17 protein-coding genes are annotated in these 17,928 nt (G+C 57.6%); 7 read left to right on the top strand and 10 right to left on the bottom strand.

Translation table 11 applies throughout. The annotated features are described in order from the left end of the window. Positions 1-639: 639 nt before the first annotated feature. The gene (locus CWC48_RS17800) at positions 640-3,534 is read left to right on the top strand and encodes a ribonucleoside-diphosphate reductase subunit alpha (RefSeq protein ID WP_071493969.1); all 2,895 of its coding nucleotides are present in this window, start codon (positions 640-642) and stop codon (positions 3,532-3,534) included. A gap of 102 nt (positions 3,535-3,636) precedes the next feature. On the opposite strand, the gene CWC48_RS17795 is transcribed toward CWC48_RS17800, so the two are convergent. The 7 genes from CWC48_RS17795 to CWC48_RS17760 all read right to left on the bottom strand — a co-directional run bounded on the left by CWC48_RS17795 (position 3,637) and on the right by CWC48_RS17760 (position 9,918). Continuing rightward, the gene (locus tag CWC48_RS17795; protein ID WP_100492296.1) at positions 3,637-4,635 is read right to left on the bottom strand and encodes a hypothetical protein; all 999 of its coding nucleotides are present in this window, start codon (positions 4,633-4,635) and stop codon (positions 3,637-3,639) included. A gap of 224 nt (positions 4,636-4,859) precedes the next feature. Next, the gene (flgE, locus tag CWC48_RS17790) at positions 4,860-6,170 is read right to left on the bottom strand and encodes a flagellar hook protein FlgE (RefSeq protein WP_078049867.1); all 1,311 of its coding nucleotides are present in this window, start codon (positions 6,168-6,170) and stop codon (positions 4,860-4,862) included. 31 nt (positions 6,171-6,201) lie between these two features. Then, complete coding sequence (flgD, locus tag CWC48_RS17785) at positions 6,202-6,930, bottom strand: flagellar hook assembly protein FlgD (RefSeq protein ID WP_100492295.1); 729 nt, start codon at positions 6,928-6,930, stop codon at positions 6,202-6,204. Positions 6,931-6,946: 16 nt separating this feature from the next. Beyond that, positions 6,947-7,390, bottom strand: a complete 444-nt coding sequence (flgC, locus tag CWC48_RS17780) for a flagellar basal body rod protein FlgC (protein WP_076949604.1) — start codon at positions 7,388-7,390, stop codon at positions 6,947-6,949. Between the two features lie 3 nt (positions 7,391-7,393). After that, positions 7,394-7,801, bottom strand: coding sequence for a flagellar basal body rod protein FlgB (gene flgB, locus CWC48_RS17775; RefSeq protein WP_010208346.1), 408 nt, complete (start codon positions 7,799-7,801; stop codon positions 7,394-7,396). A gap of 312 nt (positions 7,802-8,113) precedes the next feature. Beyond that, positions 8,114-8,941: a protein-glutamate O-methyltransferase CheR gene (cheR, locus tag CWC48_RS17765; RefSeq protein WP_016979774.1), complete on the bottom strand. Its 828-nt coding sequence runs from the start codon at positions 8,939-8,941 to the stop codon at positions 8,114-8,116. A 44-nt stretch (positions 8,942-8,985) separates the two neighbouring features. After that, positions 8,986-9,918, bottom strand: a complete 933-nt coding sequence (locus tag CWC48_RS17760) for a chemotaxis protein CheV (protein WP_100492294.1) — start codon at positions 9,916-9,918, stop codon at positions 8,986-8,988. A gap of 81 nt (positions 9,919-9,999) precedes the next feature. On the opposite strand from CWC48_RS17760, the gene flgA reads away from it, so the two are divergent. The 4 genes from flgA to CWC48_RS17740 all read left to right on the top strand — a co-directional run bounded on the left by flgA (position 10,000) and on the right by CWC48_RS17740 (position 12,595). Further along, positions 10,000-10,764 (top strand): flagellar basal body P-ring formation chaperone FlgA, encoded by a 765-nt coding sequence (gene flgA, locus CWC48_RS17755; RefSeq protein WP_078049869.1) that lies wholly within the window; start codon positions 10,000-10,002, stop codon positions 10,762-10,764. A gap of 142 nt (positions 10,765-10,906) precedes the next feature. Further along, entirely contained in the window at positions 10,907-11,230 is a 324-nt protein-coding gene (gene flgM / locus CWC48_RS17750) for a flagellar biosynthesis anti-sigma factor FlgM (RefSeq protein ID WP_078049870.1), read from the top strand. A 48-nt stretch (positions 11,231-11,278) separates the two neighbouring features. Next, the gene (locus CWC48_RS17745) at positions 11,279-11,749 is read left to right on the top strand and encodes a flagella synthesis protein FlgN (RefSeq protein WP_015885461.1); all 471 of its coding nucleotides are present in this window, start codon (positions 11,279-11,281) and stop codon (positions 11,747-11,749) included. Positions 11,750-11,845: 96 nt separating this feature from the next. Further along, on the top strand, positions 11,846-12,595 hold the full coding sequence (locus tag CWC48_RS17740; protein ID WP_100492293.1) for a flagellar brake protein: 750 nt from the start codon (positions 11,846-11,848) through the stop codon (positions 12,593-12,595). A gap of 60 nt (positions 12,596-12,655) precedes the next feature. Here CWC48_RS17740 and CWC48_RS17735 read toward each other — a convergent pair whose 3' ends face one another. Next, positions 12,656-14,035, bottom strand: coding sequence for an MFS transporter (locus CWC48_RS17735; protein ID WP_078049872.1), 1,380 nt, complete (start codon positions 14,033-14,035; stop codon positions 12,656-12,658). A 437-nt stretch (positions 14,036-14,472) separates the two neighbouring features. Between CWC48_RS17735 and CWC48_RS17730 the strand changes: the two genes are divergently transcribed. Beyond that, on the top strand, positions 14,473-15,684 hold the full coding sequence (locus tag CWC48_RS17730) for a site-specific integrase (RefSeq protein WP_100492292.1): 1,212 nt from the start codon (positions 14,473-14,475) through the stop codon (positions 15,682-15,684). Here CWC48_RS17730 and CWC48_RS17725 read toward each other — a convergent pair. Continuing rightward, entirely contained in the window at positions 15,681-16,286 is a 606-nt protein-coding gene (locus CWC48_RS17725; protein ID WP_157806832.1) for a hypothetical protein, read from the bottom strand. The two genes, CWC48_RS17730 and CWC48_RS17725, sit on opposite strands and share 4 nt — an antisense overlap. Positions 16,287-16,382: 96 nt before the next feature. On the opposite strand from CWC48_RS17725, the gene CWC48_RS17720 reads away from it, so the two are divergent. Next, on the top strand, positions 16,383-16,583 hold the full coding sequence (locus CWC48_RS17720; protein WP_100492290.1) for a helix-turn-helix domain-containing protein: 201 nt from the start codon (positions 16,383-16,385) through the stop codon (positions 16,581-16,583). A gap of 210 nt (positions 16,584-16,793) precedes the next feature. Here the strand turns inward: CWC48_RS17720 and CWC48_RS17715 are convergent, their stop codons facing one another. Beyond that, positions 16,794-17,456, bottom strand: a complete 663-nt coding sequence (locus CWC48_RS17715) for a recombinase family protein (RefSeq protein ID WP_100492289.1) — start codon at positions 17,454-17,456, stop codon at positions 16,794-16,796. Between the last annotated feature and the right edge of the window lie 472 nt (positions 17,457-17,928).

Below are 17,928 nucleotides of genomic sequence, written 5' to 3'. Positions count from 1 at the left end.
GGGCCAGTCCCCAAACACAAGCCGGGAAATCCATTCGGTGATCGCGATTTTTTGTGATAGGGTTCGCGCCCTCAAAAATCCAACCGGCTGTTTTTGCCTTGGAATATTCGGTGACAAACGGCCGACTCCAGCAGTAATGCGGCCTACACGGGTGTTCCACGTTTCATACACATTTTACCCACAGCGTTATCCACAGGTAGTGCGTTGCTAAGCCCCCCAAAACGCATTATCTTGTAGGTCGGCGCTAAAAAAACCCTACATGTAGGGTTTTGAGCGAAAAGACCAAACACAGATCAGACAAGAAACTCAAGCCCTTTCTTGCTCTCGTTTGGTTGAACCAACGCATTTTTTGAAAGACCAAACCGCGCACGCGGATGGCAGCCGTTTTCACGCTCCAACAGCGCAAAACGGTACGGGTGTTGCAGTGCTTGAACCTGGCAACTGTCACCCACCAGGAATACGGCCAAGGGCTTTGCAGCCCCGAACCGAAGACTTCGGCATGGAAGCGGCGCGAACAGCTCCCTTCCTCCTGTCCCGAAGTTGTTATGCCAGGCCCAGGCCTGCTGTAAGTGCTTCAGGACGGAACGGTGGGCACCTTGATGGTGCCCAAATAAATATAGAATGTGGAGACAACCCCCCATGCAAACCGACACAACTCGCGAGAACCCGCAAGGCTCCGTGCCGCAGGCCGCTGATTCGAACCTGGATCTGTCCGCCACTGCGCCCGGCCAATTGCGCGTGATCAAGCGTAACGGCACTGTCGTTCCTTACACCGATGACAAAATCACCGTCGCCATCACCAAAGCGTTTCTTGCAGTTGAAGGCGGCACCGCTGCCGCTTCGTCGCGCATCCACGACACCGTTGCCCGCCTGACCGAACAAGTCACCGCGACTTTCAAGCGTCGCATGCCTTCGGGCGGCACCATCCACATCGAAGAAATCCAGGACCAGGTTGAACTGGCCCTGATGCGTGCCGGCGAGCAGAAAGTGGCTCGCGACTACGTGATCTACCGCGACTCGCGCGCCAAGGAACGTGCCGTACGTTCCCCGGCCGAAGAAGCCGCCGTACAGGCTCACCCGTCGATCCGCATCACCCTGGCCGACGGTAGCTTTGCACCGCTGGACCTGGGCCGCCTAAACACCATCATCACCGAGGCCTGCGAAGGCCTGGAAGAAGTCGATGGTGACCTGATCCAGCGCGAAACCCTGAAGAACCTGTACGACGGCGTGGCCCTGACCGACGTCAACACCGCCCTGGTGATGACCGCCCGTACCCTGGTTGAGCGTGAGCCGAACTACTCGTTCGTGACCGCACGCCTGCTGATGGACACCCTGCGTGCCGAAGGCCTGGGCTTCCTGAAAGTCGCCGACAGCGCCACCCACCACGAGATGGCCGACCTGTACGCCAAGGCTCTGCCGGCCTACATCGCCAAGGGTATCGAATACGAGTTGCTGAACCCGGTCCTGGCCACCTTCGACCTGGAAAAACTCGGCAAGGCGATCAACCACGAGCGCGACCAGCAGTTCACGTACCTGGGCCTGCAAACCCTGTACGACCGTTACTTCATCCACAAGGACGGTATCCGCTTCGAACTGCCGCAAGTGTTCTTCATGCGCGTGGCCATGGGCCTGGCGATCGAAGAGAAGCAGAAAGAAGACCGTGCCATCGAGTTCTACAACCTGCTGTCGTCCTTCGACTACATGTCGTCGACCCCGACCCTGTTCAACGCCGGCACCCTGCGTCCACAGCTGTCCAGCTGCTACCTGACCACCGTGCCGGATGACCTGTCGGGCATCTACCACGCGATCCACGACAACGCCATGTTGTCCAAATTCGCCGGCGGCCTGGGCAACGACTGGACCCCGGTGCGTGCACTGGGTTCGTACATCAAGGGCACCAACGGCAAGTCCCAGGGCGTTGTACCGTTCCTGAAAGTCGTGAACGACACCGCCGTCGCCGTGAACCAGGGTGGCAAGCGCAAAGGCGCTGTGTGCGCCTACCTGGAAACCTGGCACATGGACATTGAAGAGTTCATCGAGCTGCGCAAGAACACCGGTGATGACCGTCGTCGTACCCACGACATGAACACCGCCAACTGGATCCCTGACCTGTTCATGAAGCGTGTCTTCGATGACGGCAAGTGGACTCTGTTCTCGCCATCCGAAGTGCCGGACCTGCACGACCTGACCGGTAAAGCCTTCGAAGAGCGCTACGAGTACTACGAAGCCCTCACCGAGTACCCAGGCAAGGTCAAGCTGTTCAAGACCATCCAGGCCAAAGACCTGTGGCGCAAAATGCTGTCCATGCTGTTTGAAACCGGCCACCCATGGCTGACCTTCAAGGACCCGTGCAACCTGCGCAGCCCGCAGCAGCACGTGGGCGTGGTCCACAGCTCGAACCTGTGCACCGAGATCACCTTGAACACCAACAAGGACGAGATCGCCGTTTGCAACCTGGGCTCGATCAACCTGCCGAACCACATCGTCAACGGCAAGCTGGACACCGCCAAGCTGGAGCGCACCGTCAACACCGCCGTACGCATGCTCGACAACGTGATCGACATCAACTACTACTCGGTGCCACAGGCGCAGAACTCCAACTTCAAGCACCGTCCGGTCGGCCTGGGCATCATGGGCTTCCAGGACGCGCTGTACCTGCAGCACATTCCTTACGGTTCGGATGCTGCGGTCGAGTTCGCCGACAAGTCCATGGAAGCGGTCAGCTACTACGCGATCCAGGCTTCCTGCGACCTGGCCGACGAGCGCGGTGCCTACGAGACGTTCCAGGGCTCGCTGTGGTCCAAGGGCATCCTGCCGCTGGACTCGCAACAGATCCTGATCGAAGCCCGTGGCCAGAAGTACATCGATGTCGACCTGAACGAATCCCTGGACTGGGCGCCGGTACGTGCCCGTGTGCAGAAAGGCATTCGTAACTCCAACATCATGGCCATCGCACCGACCGCCACCATCGCCAACATCACCGGCGTGTCGCAGTCGATCGAACCGACCTACCAGAACCTGTATGTGAAATCGAACCTGTCGGGCGAATTCACCGTGATCAACCCGTACCTGGTTCGCGACCTCAAGGCTCGCGGCCTGTGGGACTCGGTCATGATCAACGACCTGAAGTACTACGACGGTTCCGTGCAGCAGATCGAGCGCATCCCGCAAGAACTCAAAGAGCTCTACGCGACGGCCTTCGAAGTGGACACCAAGTGGATCGTTGACGCTGCCAGCCGTCGCCAGAAATGGATCGACCAGGCTCAGTCGCTGAACCTGTACATCGCCGGCGCTTCGGGCAAGAAGCTGGACGTGACCTACCGCATGGCTTGGTACCGTGGCCTGAAAACCACTTACTACCTCCGCGCCCTGGCCGCGACCAGCACCGAGAAGTCGACCATCAACACCGGTAAGCTGAACGCTGTTTCCAGCGGCAACCACGGTGATGACTCGGTCCTCGCCGCTCCAGCCGGCCCGGCCCCAGTGCCAAAAGCCTGCGCGATCGACGAGCCGGATTGCGAAGCTTGCCAATAAGCTGAGCCCGCCTTGGGTTTAATCACCCAAGGCTGCAAAACCCCCGATATGCCTGCGGTGTATCGGGGGTTTTCTTTTGCCTGGAAAATGCACGGGATCTGCCTAGAACAGCACGGTTGCGGTACCCGACTGCGGCACTCCGCCTCGCCGCTCCCACAATTCAACGCGACCATCGATCACGGCCATCGAATGGCCGCCGTATTCCACAGTTCCCACCTTGCCGCTTCTCAATTCGGCATCCGTAGCCGACCTGTAGCGGCCCCTCAACCCAAGGCGGTCCAGACCTTCACGGGAGTGTTCTCCATCATTGAGGCTGTTCATCGCGCCCATGAAACTGCGCCCTGCCGTGCCATCGTTGTCCTCCATCTGCGCCCGCTTGGCGCTCGCGGCATACATGAAGTTGGCATCCGTCATCATCGCCGGGTCATCCCCTTTGAATTGTGCATGCCGGGCCGCCTGCTTCACTTCCTCGTTGGTCAATGAAAGCTTGAAGCCATCGCGCATTGTCACGTCATAGCCGCTCGCTGTCGCCTTCACGTCTTGGAAGACATCGGTGGGCTTCTGGCCAAATTGCATCATTGCGGCTTTTATGGCGGAAACCGTGATGCAATTACCATCCGGCCCCTGGCTGAAGCCACTCCAGATATTGTCAGGCTTTTTGCCGGGGTTGCTGTTATCAGGTGTGTAGTTGAAGTGTTTTGCGCCCTCAGTAATCGGCTTGTTGCTCATGGACTCAGAGGGCCCGAAACCACTTCGGGGAACCCTAGGGCCGCCGCCACCACCACGCGGCAACGATGGAGCAGGTAACGGCGGAGCAGGTGACGGTGCATCGCCCTCATCCGGAAACCACTGCATCAACAGTTGCCTGAGAAACGCGCGAAGTGTCTCGTCAGCCTCCTCCATCATCTTTTTGAGGGCGTCCTTGAATGCCTCACCCCCCATTTTCTCGCGCAGCGCATTCAACTTGTCGCGCGTGTCCTGCATCGTTTGGTTCTTGCCGCTCTGCTGCGCATCGAACAGCTCGCCAAGCAACTGCTTGACCGCAGACACTTCAGTCACCGGCGCAACCGCAGGTGTCTCTCCACCGGCAAGGCCAGGCATATACCCCACACGACCGGTCCCCGGCCCGGACACTCCTGAATGCAACATACCCTTGCCCCTCTTGATTGGTGAGCCAGCCAGGCTCCGGTTCAATCAGTGGCAGAATGGCTACGCAGCGTTCCTTCCCAGGCCTCAAAGCGAGTAACCCGATGTGTCGAGGGCACTTTTCCTACGCCCACAAAAAAGCCCCTCTTACGAGGGGCTTCTTGTGCAGCGCTACCGCATCAGGTCATCTGAATGATGGTCTGCATGATGGTGCTCTGGGTGGAGATGGTCTTGGCGTTCGCCTGATAGTTGCTCTGTGCCTTGATCAGGTCTACCAGCTCGTTGGTCAGGTTGACGTTGGAGTTCTCCAGGGAGTTGGCCACGATCGAACCCAGGGTACCGGCTTGCGGGGTGTCGTAACCCGGCTGGCCGGAGGCGAAGGTCTCTCTCCAGGTAGTACCGCCGGCTGGCTGCAGGCCCTGTTCGTTGTTGAAGCTGGCCAGGGAGATCTGGCCGATGGCCTTGCTCTGCTGGTTGCTGAACGTGGCGAACAACACGCCGCTGCCGTCGATTTTCAGGCCGGTGATCTGGCCGGTGGCGTAGCCATCGGTGACCGGTGGGTTGCGGTAGGTGGCCGAGTTGTACTGGGTGATGTTGGCCATGTTGACGGCGATCCCTGCTGGGTTCGCATCCGCACCGTTGGCCTTCCACACACCGTTGGTCACGGTGCCAGGAACCCAACCGGTAATGGTCAGGGTCTTATCAGAGACACCACCAGTGACCACACTGGTGAGCTTGCCGGCGCCGTCAAAGGTCAAGGCCGATGGCACAGGTGGAGTCGATGGGGTGCCGGTTGGCGCCGAACCGTTGGGGTTGCGACCATCGATCAGGGTATAGGCATTCCACTTGTTACCGTCGGTTTTCACCAGGTACTGCACCATCGGGTGCGCGTTGCCCTGGGAATCGTACAAGGTGGTGCTGTACTGGGTGGTAAAGGTGCTGGTGTCGTTCGGGTTGAACGGCTTGGCCACCTGGTCGATCACCGGCTCCGAGGAGTTCAGGTTACTGGTGGAGTCCACTTTGGTGGAGGCCTTGGGCGGCAGGTTCGACAGGTTCAGTTGCAGGTCGGTCAGGCCGCCCTTGATGATCTTGCCATCGGCATCTGCCGCGTAGCCTTGCAGGCGCGAAGTGCCGGTGTTGTTGGTGATGTAGCCGTCTTTGTCGGCACGGAAGGCACCGCTGCGGGTGTACTCCAGCGAACCGTCGCTGCCCTTCTGCACGAAGAAGCCGCCACCCTGGATCGCCATGTCCAGGATACCGCCGCTGCCGTTGACGTCACCCTGGGTGAACTGCTGCGACACAGCCGCCAGGTTCACACCGTTGCCGATGCTGTTCTGGCCGGTGCCCAGCTTGGACGCGGCGTAGATGTCGGCGAATTCCGCACGGGACGACTTGAAGCCAGTGGTCGCGACGTTGGCGATGTTGTTGCCGGTCACGTCCAGTTGTTTGTTGGCCGCATAGAGGCCGCTAAGGCCGATGTTAAAAGACATGTTTCTCTCCCTCTGCCGTATTTAGCCGGCTCTATGTACCGATAGTCTGAATTTGCGACAGCTTGACGCTGCCCATGCCGCCCGCCAGGTTCAGCAGCATTTCGCCGCCGGTCTTGCTCAGGGTCACGCTCGTTACCGTCGCTGGCAGCGAAGTGGCCAGGGCAACGGAGTCGCCCTTGTCGTTCTTGGTGGTGGCGTTGAAGGTGTAGGTGCCCGCCGGGGCAACCTCGCCCTTGTCGTTCTTGCCATCCCAGATGAAGTTCTGGGTGCCGGCGCTCTGGGCCCCCATGTCGATGGTGCGCACCACGTTGCCGTCTTTGTCGGTGATCTTGACGGAGACGTTGCCCACCGCCGAGGTCACCGCCACCGAACCGGTCATGCTCTTGCTGGTATCAACCATGGCCTTGTCGGTCTGGATGATGATCGAGCGCCCGACCAGCGACGAGGCCTGCAACGCCTGCGACGAGCTGAAGTTGCTGGAGATCGCATTCACCGTGTCGTTCAGGGTGTTGATGCCTTCCAGGCTGCTGAACTGCGCCAGTTGCGCCACGAACGCGCCGTTGTCTTGCGGCGACAGCGGGTTCTGGTTTTTCAGCTGGGTGACCAGCAGTTGCAGGAACGCATCTTTGCCCAACGCCTGCTTGCCCGTCGCAGCCTTGGAAGCGTCGCCGAGGCTACTGGCGTTGTCTGTCGCAGTCTTGACCTTCGAGTTGAAAAGGTCCTGGACTGCCGTGTTGTTTGACGTATCAACGATGGCCATTATTTGGCGCCCCTTATCACTGACCCAGGGTCAGGACCTTCTGCATCATGGTTTTGGCGGTGTTCATCATTTCCGCATTGGTCTGGAACGAGCGGCTGGCGGAAATCATGTCAGCCATTTCCTCGACCACGTTGACGTTCGGGTAGTACACGTAGCCTTTTTCGTTCGCCGCCGGGTGGTTAGGCTCGTAGCGAGCTTCCAGATTGCTCTGGTCCTCAACCACACCGAGTACCTGCACGCCCGAGCCGGCGGCGCCTTGATCCTGGAACAGCGAATCGCTGCCGCCGTTCTGGCCACCCTGGAACATGGTGGCGAACACCGGGTGACGGGCGCGGTAGGTCTGGTCGATGCTCGAAGACACGGTCTCGGCGTTGGCGATGTTACTGGCGACGGTGTTCAAACGCGTGGTCTGCGCGCTCATGCCACTGCCGGCAATATTGAAAACACTGGACAGGGACATGGCTTACTCTCCACGCAGGGCTGACATCAGCCCTTTGAATTTGCTGTTGAGCAGGGTGAAGCTGGCTTGAAAGTTTACCGAGTTCTCGGCGTAGGCCGATTGCTCCAGCTGGGCGTCGACGGTGTTCTGGTCGATCGACGGCTGCATCGGTGTGCGATACAGCAACGACTCGTCACCATTGCTCAGGCCTTGCGCTTCAATATGACGGCTGTTGGTCATGTTCAAGGCGAAGGTGCCGTTCTTGGTCTTGTCCTGCTGTGCGGCGAGCACGGCGGAAAAGTCCAGGTCCCGAGCCTTGTAGTTCGGGGTGTCGGCGTTGGCAATGTTGTTGGCCAGGACTTCGGCACGCTGGGCGCGGAAGCCCAGGGCTTGTTCGTGGATACCGAGCGCTTTATCGAAGCTGATGCTCATGGCGGAAACCTTTAAGGGCTGACCTGCTGTTCGTTAACAGGGTTATAGCAAGGTGTGTGCCAGTTTGTGGGAAGCCCGTATTTAAAGGGCTTGGGGGCGGATTGCCGGGCGGCAATGCCAGAAAAGCGGCAACGGGTTTCCGCGTGGTGCCAGTAAAGCGGCAATCCGGGTTGCCGCTATTGAAAGGTTTGCCGCAAAAACAAATGTGGGAGCGGGCTTGCTCGCGAATGCAGCCCGTCAGTTGATACATGCATCGACTGACACTGCGCTTTCGCGAGCAAGCCCGCTCCCACATTTTTTACCGCGTACGACTTACTTAGCCTGGTAAATGATCCCAGGGCTGCACTGCACCATCTGGTAATGGTCCGGCAAACCGTTCAGCGCTTCGGAAGCACCGAGGAACAGGTAGCCACCACGCTTGAGCGTGCCGTGGATGCGCAACAGGATGTCTTTCTTCACCTCGGCCGAGAAATAGATCAGCACGTTGCGGCAGAACACCATGTCGAACTTGCCCAGGCTGGCGTAGCTGTCGAGCAGGTTGAAGGAGCGGAACTCCACACGGCTCTTGATCGGCGCCTTGACCGCCCAACGCCCCGCCCCTTTCGGGTCGAAGTAGCGTTGCAGGCGTTCCTGGGACAAGCCACGACCCAGTGCCAGGCTGTCGTACTCGCCGGTCTTGCAGTTGGTGAGCATGGTGCCGGACAGGTCAGTGGCCACGATTTGCGCCCCAGCCTTCAACTGGCCCATGTTGGTCCGCTCGAACTCATCGATCGACATCGAAATCGAGTACGGTTCCTGCCCCGAGGAACAGGCCGCCGACCAGATGCGCAGGCGCTGGCCCGGGCTGGCCTTGATGGCTTCCGGGAGCACCTTGCTCTTGAGCACTTCAAACGGATAGGTGTCGCGAAACCACAGGGTTTCGTTGGTGGTCATGGCATCGACCACCATTTCCTTGAGCCCGCTGCGCGGCTGCCCCTGGATGCGCTGGACCAGCTCACCCAACGACTTGATGCCCTGCTGCTCCATCAGTTTGTTAAGACGGCTGGATACCAGGTACTGCTTGTTTTCACCGAGCAATATGCCACAGGCTTTTTCCAGGAAGACCCGGAACTGTTCGAAATCCAAATTACCCGTAGACAATGATACCGCCTCTTAAATCGTGTGACCGCCAGGGGGAAATCCCCCTAGCCGTGATCTGCTGCCTTGATCCGGTCGACAACCCGGGATGCCAGGTCATCAGGACGGAATTTGGCCAGGAAGTCATCGGCACCGACTTTCTTGACCATCGCCTGGTTGAATACACCCGACAACGAAGTATGCAGGATGATATGCAGTTTTTGCATGCGTGGATCGTTACGTATCTCGGCCGTGAGGGTGTAGCCGTCCATTTCCGGCATCTCGATGTCGGAGATCATCATCAAGAATTCTTCTTCCGGTTTCTTGCCGTCATCCACCAGCTTACGCAGGTAATCCAACGCCTGGCGACCATCATTGAGGGCCACCACTTCCACGCCGACGGTTTGCAGGCAACGTGTCACCTGTTTACGCGCCACCGAGGAGTCGTCCACCGTCAACACACGCAGGGAGATCGCCTTATGCGCGGTTTCGGCGTCTACCACACCCACGGAAATCGATTCCGAGGTCGGCGCCACTTCGGCAAGGATCTTCTCCACGTCGATGATTTCCACCAACTGGTTGTCGACCCGCGTCACCGCCGTGAGGTAGTGATCGCGACCGGTGCCCTTGGGCGGCGGATGGATCTCTTCCCAGTTCATGTTGACGATGCGCTCCACCGAGCGCACCAGGAAACCCTGGGTCTTGGTGTTGTATTCGGTGATGATCACGAACGGGTTCCCGCGGTCCTGCAAACCCGCGGAACCGGTGGCCAGGGCCAGGTCAAGAATCGGGATCGTCGCGCCACGGATGTTGGCAACGCCACACACCACCGGGCTGGACTTGGGCATGATCGTCAGCTTGGGGCATTGCAACACTTCCCGCACCTTGAACACGTTGATGCCATACAGCTGCTTGCCATCCAGGCGAAAAAGCAACAACTCCAGGCGATTCTGCCCTACCAGCTGTGTGCGCTGGTTTACTGAATCCATTACTCCTGCCATGCCCAGACTCCTACGCTAAAACCTTAAAGGGTGCGACGCGCACCCAACGCTAAACGGCACGGCCTTTGCTATTTATTGGTCATGGATATTAAAACGACAGTTTCCCGACGCCCCATCCTGACACGTTACCGCAGATCGCTCTGCGCAGCGTTGGCGTTGCTTGCCTTGGGCCTGGGCGCCACGGCCCGCGCAGACAACGTCACCTTGCCTGATCTACTTATCGGCGTCACCCAGGGCTTTCTTGAGTTCACTGTAGAAGATTATCTGGCGACCACCCAGACACCGGGCCGTTACGAAATCCAGGTCAACCAGCTGGACCCGCGCCTGCGCATGCCCATGTGCGACAAGGAATTGACAGCCACCCTGGAAAGCCCCGCCCAACCGATCGGCCGCGTGACGGTCAAGGTCCGCTGCGACGGCGCCTCGCCCTGGACGGTGTTCGTGCCAGCCCAAGTCAAATTGTTCCGCGATGTGGTGGTCGTTGCCCGCCCGCTCAAGCGCACCGGCATCATCGGTTTTGAGGACGTGGTGTTGCGCGAACGCGACATCAGCATGATCAGCCAGGGTTACCTGACGTCCCTCGATCAGGCCGTGGGGCAGAAACTGACCCGACCAGTGGTCACCGACCAGGTCATCACCCTGGTGCATTTGGAACAGGCGGAGGTGATCCGCAAGGGTGATCAGGTGGTGATTTCCGCCAGCAGCGGTGCGCTGCAGGTCAAAATGCCGGGGGAAGCGCTGTCCAACGGCGGCATGAGTGAGCAGATAAGGGTGAAGAACCTCAACTCCAACCGCGTGATCAAGGCACGGGTCACGGCACCTGGCCAGGTAGAGGTGGCTTTATAGAGCACTGGTATCGGGCGCCAGCTTTTCCTACACTGTCGACTGGATGTCGGCCTGTGCAGTTTATTGTCAATCGAGCCTAAAGTTTGTCCGGGTATGGCCGAAAACATGGCAAGCGTCCAAATACCCAGAGGTTTTTTCAATCATGGTCATCGATTTCAGTCGTTTGAATAACACCCCGACCACGTCGGCCCCTACGCGCACCACCGGCACCAAGGACAGCGTAGAAGCCAAGGCCCAGCCACTGCCCGCCAAGGCAGAACAGGCCAGCGCCAGCCAGAGCGGGGAATCCGTACACCTGAGCAATGAGGCTCAACAGTTGCAGAAGGTCACTGACTCGCTGCGCGATCAACCAGTGGTCAATAAAGCCCGTGTGGCCGAATTGAAACAGGCAATCGCCGATGGCAGCTATAAAGTCGACAGCAACCGTGTAGCCAGCAAGCTGCTTAATTTCGAAGCCGAGCGCTAGGCTAAGGCCTGCGCCGGGCTTTTGGACGCTTAAACCCCAAGGCCAGCCATGCATCACGACGAAAATCTGCTTCAACTGATCATTGATGATCTCGCCCCGACCCAACAGCTGCTCGAGCTGCTCAGGGAAGAATCCCTGGCCCTCTATGGCCGGGACATGCCCCTGCTGGAAGAAATTCTGGCGCGCAAGCAGTCGCTGATTGTCCTGCTGGAACAGCACGGCAAAAAACGCAGCCAGATCCTCGTCAGCCTGGGCCTGCCCGCCGACCATGACGGATTGGCACAGCTGGCCAGCCATTCCTCGGTCGGCGATCAATTACTGGCCCAGAGCAAAGAACTCAATCAATTGCTCGCCCAGTGCCAGGAAGCCAACCTGCTCAACGGTCAGTCGATCCAGCTTCAGCAAGCTACGACCGCCAACCAGTTGCGTATACTTCACGGCGGAGAGCCTCCGGCGCTTTACAACGCTCAGGGCTCCACCTCACGCCTGGTCAAGCCAAGCACCCGCAGCCAAGCCTGACGCCGGATCACGGCGCGGCCTATCCAAGGCGCGTCACATACTGGCAGAATGCCTGCTCTTGCGTGTAGTCGTATTTTGTCTGGAGATGGAAGAACCGTGTTCAACGCCCTTAATGCGGAAGATGCCCCGCAGCCACCCAAGGTCCTCACCACCCCTCTGGAAATCGCCAGCACCTTGCGGATGCTGCAAGACAGCCATGACCCGCTGATCATTACCTTCCACGAACGCAGCCAGCGCTTCCAGAGCTACCTGGTGGACGTCAACCGGGACAGCGGCATCCTGGCCCTGGACGAAATGATCCCCCGCGACGGCGAACGCCACCTCGAAAATGGCGAACCCTTCCGCATCGAAGGCTTCCATGACGGCGTGCGCGTTGCCTGGGAAAGCAACGGCGGCATGAGCATCAGCGAAAAGGACGGCCACCGTATCTACACCGGCAGCCTGCCCGACGAAGTGGTTTACCACCAGCGCCGCAACGCCTTTCGCGCCGCCTTGAAGCTGGCCCAATTGGTCAATATCGAGCTGGGTGGCGAGAAGCTCAAGGCGCCCACCAGCGGCAAGCTGCTGGATATTTCCGCTACCGGCTGCAAATTGCGCTTTGAAGGGGACATCTCCGAGCGCCTGCAACTGGGCCAGGTGTATGACCGCTTCATCGCCGCCCTGCCCTTTGGCAGCATGACCACCTCGGTCGAGTTGCGTTACCTGCACTTCGAAGAGAAGATCAACACCACGTTTGCCGGCGTGCGCTTCCATAATATGAGTGGCTTGGTGCAGCGCCAGGTCGAACGCTTTGTGTACCAACTGCAACGCGAAGCGCGGCGCTTCGATAAAGACGACGATTTTTAAACTTAAAGATCGCGGCAAAAAAAACGGGCAGCCCCTAAAGGGGTCTGCCCGTTTTTGCTGTCAGGGGCGCGCCCTGCTCAGGTCGTGAGGGTGGTCGTCCGGCCCCAGGGGTTCAGGCGGCCCCTCAAAGGGCGGCTCATCCACGGGCGGGGTCGGGTCCGCTTCCGGCTCCGGGACGGCGGTTTGCATCTGGTCCTGCACCACCTGCTCATCCACACGCGGGTCCAATGCGGCCACCAGCGGCGAGCTGGACATGCTGTCGGGCATCGCGACGTGATGCAGCGGCGCATCGTCCACCTGATGCAGGTTGGTCACAGCTTTTGGCCGGATACGCCACACCAGGATCAACGCGCACAGGCTGAAAAACGCATACAGCATGTGGCTGCCGAACATCTTCATCACCACACCTGCCAGCAACGGCCCGACACTCGCGCCGACGCCATAGGTCACCAGCAGCATCGCCGTTAGCGACACGCGACGGTCACCTTCCACATGGTCGTTGGAGAACGCCACCGCCAGTGGATACAGGCAGAACTGCACCAGCGAACACAGGAAGCCCGCCACGAACAACACTTCAAGCGGCACCTGGGTCATTATCGCCAACGGCAAAGCAGCCACCGCCAGGCACAGGGCAAAACAACGGATCAGCAGCGCACGGTCATAACGGTCCGACAACCAGCCCAACGGCCACTGCACCAACAGGCCGGCAAAAATGCAGCTACCCATGAACAGACCCACCTGCTCGGTGGTCAGGCCTTGCTGGGAGGCATAGAGCGGCGCCAAGCCGTAGAAAGAGCCCACGATCACACCCGCCCCAAGTACCGTACTCAACGACTGCGGTACGCGCTTGATAAAGAAGCGTGGCTCCATCGGCGCAGGGTGCAGGGGAGCCGGGTGGATACGGCGAGTCATGGCCACCGGCACCAGGCACAGCGCAAAGCACAGCGCGACCAACATCAGCAATTCCAGGCCGAGCTGAGGGTGCATGACCAGAATCAATTGGCCGAGGACCAGGCCCAGGTAAGACGCGATCATATAGCCGCTGAATACCACGCCGCGCTGCTTGGCGTCCGCCTGCTCATTGAGCCAGCTCTCGATGACCATGTACTGGCACATCATCCCCAGGCCCACGATCATCCGCAGCACGATCCAGGCCGGCAGCCAGTCGATCAGGCCATGGCCCAGCACGGCCGCACCGACAATGCCGGCACAGGTTGCATAGGCCCGAATATGCCCGACCCGGGCGATCAGGCGGTGCCCGATCTTGCCACCCAGTACCAGGCCAAAATAGTTGGCCGCCATCAGCGCACCCACCCAAAGGCTGTCGACATGGTCGGCCGCCAGGCGCAAGGCCAGGTAAGTACTGAGCAGGCCGGAGCCGATCAGCATCATCAAGGAGGCGAAATAAAGGGCTCGAAAAGATTTCCAGATCTGGCGCATCGGCGTTCCGAGCGGCTCCTTGCAGTGAGAGACAGGCCTATCGGCATGATAGTCCGGGGTGACGGAGTCCGGACAGCCGGTAGGGGCTGTTTCCGGGGATTATTTTGCTTACGGACTCAGACGCTGTCCGGTGGCTTGCTGGATACACGAATTGCGAGAAATACACCGCGTACGTGCTGTGAACCCTGTTCACCCTCAAGGTTCGACTCATGTTCGGAAAACGCCCACAAAAAAGCCCTGCCAGATGTTCTGTGCAGGGCTTTGTATCTGGTGTCCCAGGGCCGGTTCGAACGGCCAACCTTCCCCTTAGGAGGGACAATCTAAGCCCAACAGGCAAAGGTAAACTCCAGTATTTGCTGGGCCTTAAGTCCGATTGCGTCCGAGAAGACAGATCCGTATAGTGTTTTTTGCACCCATATTGCACCCACGGGGATCAGGTGAAAGAAAAGCTAACTGGCAAACTACTGTCTTCCCTGGAAGTCACCGGCAAAGAGTACGAGGTCCACGACACCATCGTAATAGGCCTATACGTGCGTGTCACGGCAGCCGGAGCTAAGTCGTACATTGTCAGGTGGGGTCGCGCGCGCAAAAAGGCGTTGGGACGAGTCGGTATCCTTACGCTCGACCAAGCCCGCCAAGAAGCGACTCAATACTTATATGAAGCGCGTAAACACGGTGAACCTCTTGCAGTCACCCACGGCCGAAAAGGTACCGCTCTCCCCTCGCTACGCGAGTTCATTGACGATTCCTATATGCCGTGGTTCAAGACTCACCACAAGGGCCACAAAAAAAACTTGCACACCTTGGACAACAATTTCGACGCGATCATGGCTCAGCGGATCGACGCAATCACCGGTCGCGACCTTGAGCAGATCCGCACCACCTGGATGCAGGCTGGCAACAAACCCTCGACCGTCAACCGCAAGATGGGCTCAATCAGCGGTGTGTTTAGTCGGGCGGTAGAATGGGAGTACATCACCACCCACCCAATGGCAAGACTAAAACCACTAAAGGTCGACTCAATGGGGTTGGTGCGCTACTTGGATGAAGAGGAAAACAAGCGCTTACGCGCAGCTATGGACGCACGCCAAGACCAAATGCGAGCCGAACGTGAAAGCGGGAATAAATCGCGCGCAGATCGGAACCAAGCGCAGAAGCCAAGCTGGCTGGGCCTACACTTCACTGATCACATTAAACCAATGGTGCTCGTCTCGCTGAATTCTGGCATGAGGCGTGGAGAGTTGTTTGACCTAAAATGGTCATCGGTAAACTTCATTACAAAGACCATTACTGTCGCTGGTGACACAACAAAGACCAGCGAAACCCGACACATTCCTATGAATAGAGAAGTTGTATCCGTACTTGAAGAATGGAAAAAGCAATCAGGGACGACCGTCTATGTGTTCACAAACCAAGAAGGCGGCCGCTTTGAAGACGTGAAAAGCGCATGGCTCAAACTACTCGAACGGGCCGAGGTGGTCGGCTTCCGGTGGCACGACATGCGTCACGACTTTGCATCACGACTAGTCATGGCCGGCGTACCGCTCAACACGGTACGGGATCTACTTGGGCACGGGGACATCAAAATGACATTGCGTTACGCGCACCTGGCGCCAGGAACCAAAGCAGCCGCCGTAGAGCTGATCTAGCTTTTCAGTTCTGCCTCAATCATTTTCAGGTAGTCCGTGTACTTGGGTGCCACCGATTTATTTTTCACTCGGAACTCTGCGTAGTCTTCAAGCGATGACATTTGTCGATTGATCTTATCCAAATCAACTTTCAAAAGTCGCGGGTCGTCCTCCTCTGTAAGAACCTGTTCAGAGTCGAGAAAAATATCTGTGTCGCCCGAAAACAAATCAGGTGACCATAAAATTGCACCGACCAAGAAGCGATCTTTTTGGCTCATAGCCTCATCCGCCAAAAAATAAAGTCTCATTTTTCTGAGAACTGGGTCATCAGATACGTGAGCCAGTTGCATAGCTTCGAGCAACGTCCAATCCCCACTCCCCCAAAAACGATCATCTACAGATGAGTCGACGTCCTGAATCTCAAATTTTGCCGCCGCTTCGGCGATCAGATCTTCAAGCACCCGCGTTGACGTCTTCCCCACCGCATTCGCCAGCCCTTCGAGACAGGCCTTTGAGATCGCGCTTACGCGCAAATGGATTGTTTCTACTTTCTTCCTGACTGCCATCGCTGGATTCCAGACGCCTGTGGATTTAAACAAGGTTGCCACATCAGAAGCGGACACACAACGAAAACGTGTTGACACAAATGTGGCACCACACATATTGTGGCACCACAGACACGACATCCCGCTGTGTCACCAAGCAACAAAGGCTGCCCGATGAACCAAAATAGCTCTCTGGACCCGATATCGGTCGGAGTGGATGAAGCCGCACGCTTGATTGGCGTTGCTCGATCAATGTTCTATGAAATGATTGCAAACGGGGAGATTCAGACGTTCAAGCTGGGGAGACGGAGGCTGGTACGGGTGAAAACCCTAGAAGCATTCATCAAACGACAGGCTCAGGAAAACAGCAGATGAGTCTTCGCATAGTGGATTTCACTGGAAACGTGCTTGGCATATTGGTGCTGCCAGGCACTATCCTATTAGCAGATTTGGAAGCCTTACGACGGCTAGGCGCCCACAGAATTGAGGTAGTGCCCATTAAGGCCACTTAAGGACTGTGATTAGAGGTAGGGCTGTGACGGACGTGAATGGCGACCCTGAACTCTAAGGTCGCTGTTGACACAACTAGCTAGAAGACGGTGAGGAACTCAGCTCTTTTTTAATTCTATAAACCGTTGCTTCGCCAACATTTGCAGCCTGGGCAATCTCTTTGATCGTCATGTTTGAGGCCGATTGACCTTTGAGAAGTTTTTCAACCCGCTGCCATTTCTCAGCGTTCTTCTGTTTCCCTACAGCCTTCCAGGAGGGATCAGCCACCCTCTTGTTGGCGATACCCTGCCGAATCCGTTCGACACGCTTTTCTTGATCAAGACGGGCCATCGTCGCCATTAGATCAATGAGCATGTTATTGATTACATGCATGACAGAACCTGCAATGTCGCTACGACCGTTAAGGGTACCGTCCAGATGTTCCCAACTAGTAGGCAAGTCGGCCACTACTAGCCTCAATCCTTTTGAATTGATCGTTCCTTTTAGGGTTTCCCAATCCGTTTGGCTGAGCCGAGAAAGACGATCCACCGATTCAACACACAAAACTTCTCCAGGCTCCGCGCTCGTCAATAGCCGGTGGAGCTCAGGCCGCTGCAATTTTGTGCCTGAGAAATTGTCGGCATAGACTCCGGCGACCTCATAATTTCGGCTGGCTGCAAAAGCCAGTAAAGCAGCACGGGCCCGGTTCGCATCCTGATCTTGTGTTGACGCCCGTAGATAGAGGTGGGCAACGACCATAAGAAAATCTCTCATTAAGACCTATAAACAGATAGGCAAATGATAATCTATCATTTGGAGATATATCAATAGCTTTCTGATAGCCACTCTTGCTGCTCCAGCAATTCTCGTAGCAGTAGACCTATCTGATAGTGGCTTATCGCAAGATCCCAGCTCACATGCATGTCTGAACGATAAAGCCATTGCGATTAAACATTAGAGGGCCGGAGCTGATCGCGCAGATGTACCGAAACGCAACGCCGAAGTGTTATAACGCAGATAACCGCATCACTGACAGTACGGAATGGACAAGTCATAGTCCATAAGGCCCTGGCTCTCCGTCTCAAACTATCTCAGATAACACTAATTAGACTGAGAGCAATTTCACTCTGCGAACCACAAGACTCACTCATTTAGGGTCACGGCAGGACTCGAACGCGATGGAAAGTTAAGGCCAACTCGCTTGGTATCGACGCCCTCAGTGCAAAGACAT

Source organism: Pseudomonas sp. S10E 269, assembly GCF_002798465.1.
Classification (GTDB): domain Bacteria; phylum Pseudomonadota; class Gammaproteobacteria; order Pseudomonadales; family Pseudomonadaceae; genus Aquipseudomonas; species Aquipseudomonas pergaminensis.
The sequence above is the reverse complement of the archived record's forward strand: the minus strand, read 5'-3'. Positions and strand labels throughout refer to the sequence as shown.

Excerpts from the sequence above, each read along its gene's own strand:
- CWC48_RS17800 (WP_071493969.1), top strand. The coding sequence starts at position 640 with ATGCAAACCGACACAACTCGCGAGAACCCGCAAGGCTCCGTGCCGCAG.
- CWC48_RS17795 (WP_100492296.1), bottom strand. The coding sequence starts at position 4,635 with ATGCCTGGCCTTGCCGGTGGAGAGACACCTGCGGTTGCGCCGGTGACT.
- flgE (WP_078049867.1), bottom strand. The coding sequence starts at position 6,170 with ATGTCTTTTAACATCGGCCTTAGCGGCCTCTATGCGGCCAACAAACAA.
- flgD (WP_100492295.1), bottom strand. The coding sequence starts at position 6,930 with ATGGCCATCGTTGATACGTCAAACAACACGGCAGTCCAGGACCTTTTC.
- flgC (WP_076949604.1), bottom strand. The coding sequence starts at position 7,390 with ATGTCCCTGTCCAGTGTTTTCAATATTGCCGGCAGTGGCATGAGCGCG.
- flgB (WP_010208346.1), bottom strand. The coding sequence starts at position 7,801 with ATGAGCATCAGCTTCGATAAAGCGCTCGGTATCCACGAACAAGCCCTG.
- CWC48_RS17760 (WP_100492294.1), bottom strand. The coding sequence starts at position 9,918 with ATGGCAGGAGTAATGGATTCAGTAAACCAGCGCACACAGCTGGTAGGG.
- flgA (WP_078049869.1), top strand. The coding sequence starts at position 10,000 with ATGGATATTAAAACGACAGTTTCCCGACGCCCCATCCTGACACGTTAC.
- flgM (WP_078049870.1), top strand. The coding sequence starts at position 10,907 with ATGGTCATCGATTTCAGTCGTTTGAATAACACCCCGACCACGTCGGCC.
- CWC48_RS17745 (WP_015885461.1), top strand. The coding sequence starts at position 11,279 with ATGCATCACGACGAAAATCTGCTTCAACTGATCATTGATGATCTCGCC.
- CWC48_RS17735 (WP_078049872.1), bottom strand. The coding sequence starts at position 14,035 with ATGCGCCAGATCTGGAAATCTTTTCGAGCCCTTTATTTCGCCTCCTTG.
- CWC48_RS17720 (WP_100492290.1), top strand. The coding sequence starts at position 16,383 with ATGAACCAAAATAGCTCTCTGGACCCGATATCGGTCGGAGTGGATGAA.
- CWC48_RS17715 (WP_100492289.1), bottom strand. The coding sequence starts at position 17,456 with ATGGTCGTTGCCCACCTCTATCTACGGGCGTCAACACAAGATCAGGAT.